This window comes from Flavobacterium bomense (assembly GCF_003970355.1).
This window is the reverse complement of record NZ_RYDJ01000156.1, coordinates 1-1,248: the sequence shown is the minus strand read 5'-3', so window position 1 is coordinate 1,248 and position 1,248 is coordinate 1. Positions and strand designations below refer to the sequence as shown.

Sequence of the window (1,248 nt, the reverse complement as noted above, 5' to 3'; positions counted from 1 at the left end):
TTGGAATTGGCGTTGCCGTTAAGGTTAAAGTATCGACATTGGCAGCAATGGTTTTAAGTTTGTCTTTTACGTTGACGCCAAATTTTTGTTCCTCGTCGACAATCAACAATCCAAGGTCTTTGAAAACCACATTTTTATTGACCAATTGATGTGTTCCAATCACAATATCCAATTTTCCTTCGGCCAATTGTTTGAGTGTTTCGGCTTTTTGTTTGGCAGTTCTAAAACGATTCAAGTAACCAACAGAAACCGGCATATCTTTCAATCTTTCGGTAAAAGTGCGGTAATGTTGGTATGCCAAAATCGTCGTAGGAACTAAAATCGCGACTTGTTTACTATTATCCACGGCTTTGAAAGCGGCACGAATCGCAACTTCGGTTTTCCCGAAGCCCACGTCCCCACAAACCAGGCGATCCATCGGTCGGTCGCTTTCCATATCGGCTTTGACTTCGGCAGTAGATTTGGTTTGGTCTGGCGTGTCTTCGTAAATAAAGGAACTTTCTAATTCGTTTTGTAAATAACTGTCGGGCGCAAAACGGAATCCTTTTTCTAATTTTCTTTTGGCGTACAATTGAATCAAATTGAACGCAATATGTTTGACACGAGCCTTGGTTTTCTGTTTTAGAATCTTCCAAGCATTCGAACCCAGTTTATAAATTTTGGGTGGCGTTCCATCTTTTCCGGTGTATTTCGAAATCTTATAAAGTGAATGAATGCTCACATACACAATATCATTATCAGCATAAACAAGTTTTATGGCTTCCTGGGTTTTGCCTTCGACCTGAATTTTTTGCAAACCTCCAAATCGTCCAATTCCGTGATCGATATGGGTTACATAATCGCCAACCGTCAAAGTTGTCAGCTCTTTTAAAGTAATATTTTGCTTCTTCGAAATGTTGCTTTTGATGCTGAATTTATGATAACGCTCAAAAATTTGGTGATCGGTATAACAAGCCAATTGATTTTCTTCGTCTATAAACCCTTGATAAATGGGCAGAACAATCGTGTTGTATTGCTTCCGAATATTCTCAGCGTTTTCTTCATCAAGTGTTTCAAAAATATCTTGAAAACGTTTAGCCTGCGCATCATTCGAACAAAACAAATAATTTTTGTACCCATTAAAATGATTGTCATTCAAATTATTCAACAACAAATCGAATTGTTTGTTGAAAGATGGCTGCGGTTTTATATGAAAATCGAATGCCCTTTTGGTTCTATAAATCGCTTTCGAACTTAATTCTACAATCG

The 1,248-nt window shown here is 37.9% G+C and carries 1 protein-coding gene; it reads right to left on the bottom strand.

Translation table 11 applies throughout. The features are described from left to right. A partial coding sequence (locus EKL98_RS16355; RefSeq protein ID WP_126563183.1) for a DEAD/DEAH box helicase occupies window positions 1-1,248 on the bottom strand: 1,248 nt, incomplete at both ends.